This window comes from Sandarakinorhabdus sp., from assembly GCF_031422795.1.
In the GTDB taxonomy this organism is placed as follows: Bacteria; Pseudomonadota; Alphaproteobacteria; order Sphingomonadales; family Sphingomonadaceae; genus Sandarakinorhabdus.
Genome location: NZ_JANPML010000073.1, coordinates 1 through 4218 on the forward strand (window position 1 = coordinate 1; position 4218 = coordinate 4218).

Consider the following 4218-nt stretch of genomic DNA (forward strand, 5'->3'; position numbering starts at 1 on the left):
AACAGCAGCAGCCCGACAATGCCGAGCGCGTTGACGCCGATGGCTTCGCCCTGATGCACCACCGCGTGCCAGCGCAGATGGCGGCGGCCGATCAATGTGCTGGCCAGCACCACCAACGTCTGCCCCAGAAAGGCGAGGAAGCCGCCGGCATTATCGGCCTGATGCACCACGGCCTTGCCGATGCGTTCCAGCCGGGCGACGATGGGATTGCCAATATCCGCCCGGCGCTTTACCGGCGGCGGCGGCACGGTGAGGGCGCGGATCAGGCGATCGATTTCGGGCGCGGCGCCGTCGATCCGGGCGGTAAGGCCGGCCTGTTGCCAGCGGCCCATCAGGCTGTTGATCGCCCAGGCGCCGGCGGTATCGATGGCCGAAACCTGCGCCAGATCGATGGTGAGGCCGGGCGCGCGCGGCGGGATCGCGCCGAGTTCATCGCTGAGCCGGGCGACATCATCGATGGTCAACCGGCCGGCCAGCGCGACGCGTGCGCCGCCATCGCCGGTATCCTGCCAACTGATGTTGCTGCCCATGGCGGGCAAATTGGGCTATGCCGGGGCAAATGCCAAGGGGAACAATGACCTTCGTGTCCACCGAAGTTGCGGTTTATGATCTGGACCGGACGCTGACCGACACCGGCAGCTGGGCCCATGTCATCCGTTTCTGGCTGCGTCATGAAGCGCCGTGGCGGGTGCTGTTGCTGCCGATCGTGGCGCTGGGCGGCGTGGCGTACGGCCTGGGCCTGATGTCACGCGGCGGCATCAAGAGCTGGGCTCACCGCTGGCTGATCGGGCCACGCGTGGCGCAAGCCCGCATGGCCGCGGCTGCCGCGCGCTTTGCCGATGAATTTGTGGCTGCCCACGCGCTGGCCCCGGCGCGGGCCGCAATGGCAGCTGATGCAGCGGCGGGCCGGCGCGTGGTGATTGCTTCGGCCAGCCATGGCTTTTACGTGCGCGCCATCGCCGCGCGTCTGGGCGTGGCCGATGTGGTGGCCACCGAAGCGGTGCGCGACGGCGATTGGCTGCTGAGCCGGCTGGACGGGGAAAACTGCTATGGCGCAGCCAAGCGGGCGGCGCTGGCGCGCTGGCTGGCGGGCGCGGGGCTAGCTCAGCAGGGACAGGTTGGGGCCGTGGTGCATTTCACCAGCGACCATCACAGCGATCTGCCCTGCTTCGAGTTGGCGCTGGCCAGTGGCGGCACCGTGCTTTGCGCCAACCCGTCGGCCAATCTGGCGGCGCTGGCGGCGGAACGCGGTTGGCCGGTGGTGCAGTGGGGCCGGATCAGGGGCAGCCTGCTCGAACGGGCATGAAAAAGGCCGGCCCCTGATGATCCGGAACCGGCCCTTTCAGATTGTAGCCCGGTATCAGGCGGCGACAGCAGCGCCGCGACGACGGCGCATGGTGGCACCCGTCAGACCAAAGCCGATGATCAACATCGCCCAGCTGGCTGGTTCCGGCAGCGCGGTCGACGCGATGAAATCGGTGTGGATGTAAATCGGAACATAACCCGAGAATTCACCCCAGCCGGCGTTGAATCGGCCGTCGAAATCACCGAAGTTGGCGCCGAAGGTGAGGCCGTAGCTGTTGATCGAGGCGAGTTTGCCATCGACGAAGCCCGGACCGCCCGAATCGCCGCCGGCAATGCCGACTTCACGGTCACCAACGCCGACGTTGTCGAAGAAGGTGTTGCCGAGCGGGCCGAGGCCGAGCGCGTTGGCGATGCGGCGCGATTGATCCTGCGCGCGCAAGCCGTTGTCGAAATCGGAGATGTAGCTGAATTCATAGTCAGCAACATTGTTGTTGGTGAGGGGATTGAAGAAAAAATTCTCCCCATTGCCATCCAGTTCGGTGAAGAAACTCTGGAAGCGCGCGTCGCCCCAGGCGTAATCATAGATATTGTCGCCTTCGCGCAGGAAGCCGGTGCGGGCACCGAAGGGCGCGGTGTTGCCATTGACGCCACCGGTCGTCGAACGCGTGCCGTAGCCGGCGACGTTGAACTGCGTGCCGGTCAGGTCATTCGGGGTGAACAGATCATAGCGCTGAGCCGAGTCCGGTGCGTCTCTATTGATGCGTAGGATGGCGATATCGTTCTGGTCGATGACTTGGCCCGAATATTCCGGGTGGACGAAATAGCCGGTGACGCTGCGGGTTTCGCTGGCACCGGGGTTGACCGCGCGCTCATCGGGATTGCCGTTGTAGAAGTGGACCGTGGTCTTCACCGGGTTGGCCGTGCCAGCGCCGTCGCTGACGCAGTGGGCCGCCGTCGCGATCGAGCGGCCATCAGCCAGAACGCTGCCGGAGCAGATGAAGCGATCGCCGTTGGAATATTCCATGATCAAAGCGACGGTGCCGCTCTTGTTGGCAGCAGGCTTGTAGAGCGGGTTGCCGCCGCCGATGGTGTTGCTGGGTGGCAGCACATCCGAAGTCGCCGTTTGGCCGATCACACGGCTGGTGGCGGCCCAATTCAGGCCATTGCGCGTGCCGCTGGCGATCTTGACCGCCGGGACAGCGGCGAATTGCTTGACGGCGTTTGCCGACAAAGCGGCCGGATTGGGCGCGGGATCAAAATTATCGATCGCCAGCGCGGGCGAGGCGACGGCTGCCGTGGCAGCGAACAAAACAGCAAAGCGACGCATGTGCAAAAAAACCCCCAAATAAGCGAATCAACACCAACAGGGCGCAGATAAGTATTTCTACGGATGCATTCCGTTCATATCAATCAGAAAAATTTACACAAAATTAACGCTGGACCAACGCGGTCATGCGCGTCGCCGCCACAGCGTGAAGACGGCGATGCCGCACCAGATGATGTTGAGCACCATCGACGGGATGGCGCCATGATATGCGGTGTTGACCACGAACCCGGCCGCGCCAACCAGATTCAGCCACTGGAACAACGGCGACTTGGCATCAAGCCGGCCGGCGCTGGCCAGCGCATAGGCCGCCAGCACCAGCACCGCCCCGATCCAGCCTGCGGCTTCAATTGCGATTTCCATGCTGGAGCCCATCGCGCTTCATTGTGCGGCCAAGGCGGTGAAGGCAAGGCATCTTGCAACCCAGGGCCAGCCTGCAAGAACCAAACCGAATGCAAAATGGGCTGGCCCCGGTTGTGCCGAAGCCAGCCCCCGATCAGCAATAATCAGTGATGCACAGGCAGATCAGGCTGTGACGGCCCGGCGCCGGCGCATGGTGGCGCCGACGAGGCCAAAGCCGCTGATCAGCATGGCCCAGGTGGCGGGTTCAGGCACCGCGCCGCCGACAGCAAAACTGATCTGCGCTGTCGTTTGGCTGTAGTTGAGCAGATCGACGCTGGTGTTGTAGCCGATGGCATCGAACGCCGCGATGTCGAGCCCGGTCAGAATGCCTTCCTGGGCGCCGCAGATATAGGGGTTCATGATGCCCAGCTTGGGGCGCAGGCAGCTGAACGCGCCATTCGGCAATTGCGGCGCCTTCCAGTGCGAGGCCTGCCAGCCGTCACCATTAAAGCTGCCAGTGGAGAACAGGCCATCCTGATAGGCCGCCAGGCCACCATCAGCCGAGAAATAGCTCGGCGTGGCGGTCGTCCAGTCCAGCCGGCCGGCTTCGGAATAGCGGAACATGTCGAGCGTGGAGCCCCACCAATCGTTCTGCACATCGGGATAATCGGAACACGTGATGCCACCGGCAAAACATTCGACATCGGCAAGCGGGCCGCCCGTGCCGACGAAGTCATAATCGTCGACGCCGCTGACGAAGCCGAGGGCGTGGCCGATTTCGTGGATGGCGACAGCGAGGAAGTCGGTTTGCCCTGCAGTGATTCCGTTGCGCGGGTTGAAATCGAATTTGAAATCCGAGCTGAACTGGATGGTGCCATCGACCGTCGAACCAAGATTATAGCCGAGTGCACGGGCATTCGCCGTGTTCACTGCAATGAAGGTCGCGTTAAATTTGCCATCCGTATCGTAGACTTTTGTGCTGTTATCGATACCGAAGTTGGCACCGTTCACATCAACGCCCTTGTAACCAGGCGTGTACATGTTGAGCGCCGTACCGGCACCAAATTCACCGTCATAAAAGGTTGGCAGGGCCAATGCGGAATCAAAGCTGGTCGTTTGCCGCGCTGCAATACGGTTTGTGACGTTGATCGCTGCTTGGATGGTCCGTGCGCTGCCCGTCGATCCCAGAATGCCCGGGCCCAGCGATTGGAAGCCGACCCGCAGGTTGATGGTGGTGGGCTGCGAGG

The 4218-nt window shown here is 63.1% G+C and carries 3 protein-coding genes and 4 pseudogenes; 1 reads left to right on the forward strand and 6 read right to left on the reverse strand.

All coding sequences use genetic code 11. From position 1 onward, the window contains the following. Positions 1-530 (reverse strand): STAS domain-containing protein (locus RMO81_RS02935; protein ID WP_310474237.1); only part of this gene is annotated, 530 nt, incomplete at its 3' end. 53 nt (positions 531-583) lie between these two features. Between RMO81_RS02935 and RMO81_RS02940 the strand changes: the two genes are divergently transcribed. Then, a complete protein-coding gene (locus RMO81_RS02940) occupies positions 584-1306 on the forward strand; it encodes an HAD family hydrolase (RefSeq protein WP_310474238.1) in 723 nt (240 codons plus the stop codon). A 54-nt stretch (positions 1307-1360) separates the two neighbouring features. Here the strand turns inward: RMO81_RS02940 and RMO81_RS16190 are convergent. The 5 genes and pseudogenes from RMO81_RS16190 to RMO81_RS02955 form a co-directional block, all read right to left on the reverse strand. Next, positions 1361-1459 (reverse strand): annotated as a pseudogene (locus RMO81_RS16190) (PEPxxWA-CTERM sorting domain-containing protein); the annotation flags it as partial. A 507-nt stretch (positions 1460-1966) separates the two neighbouring features. Beyond that, a pseudogene (locus RMO81_RS16195) lies at positions 1967-2632 on the reverse strand (trypsin-like serine protease); the annotation flags it as partial. A gap of 123 nt (positions 2633-2755) precedes the next feature. Further along, positions 2756-2992: a CBU_0592 family membrane protein gene (locus tag RMO81_RS02950; protein WP_310474241.1), complete on the reverse strand. Its 237-nt coding sequence runs from the start codon at positions 2990-2992 to the stop codon at positions 2756-2758. 162 nt (positions 2993-3154) lie between these two features. Beyond that, positions 3155-3253, reverse strand: a pseudogene (locus tag RMO81_RS16200) (PEPxxWA-CTERM sorting domain-containing protein); the annotation flags it as partial. A 117-nt stretch (positions 3254-3370) separates the two neighbouring features. Continuing rightward, positions 3371-4201: pseudogene (locus tag RMO81_RS02955) on the reverse strand (NF038122 family metalloprotease); the annotation flags it as partial. Positions 4202-4218: the final 17 nt, after the last annotated feature.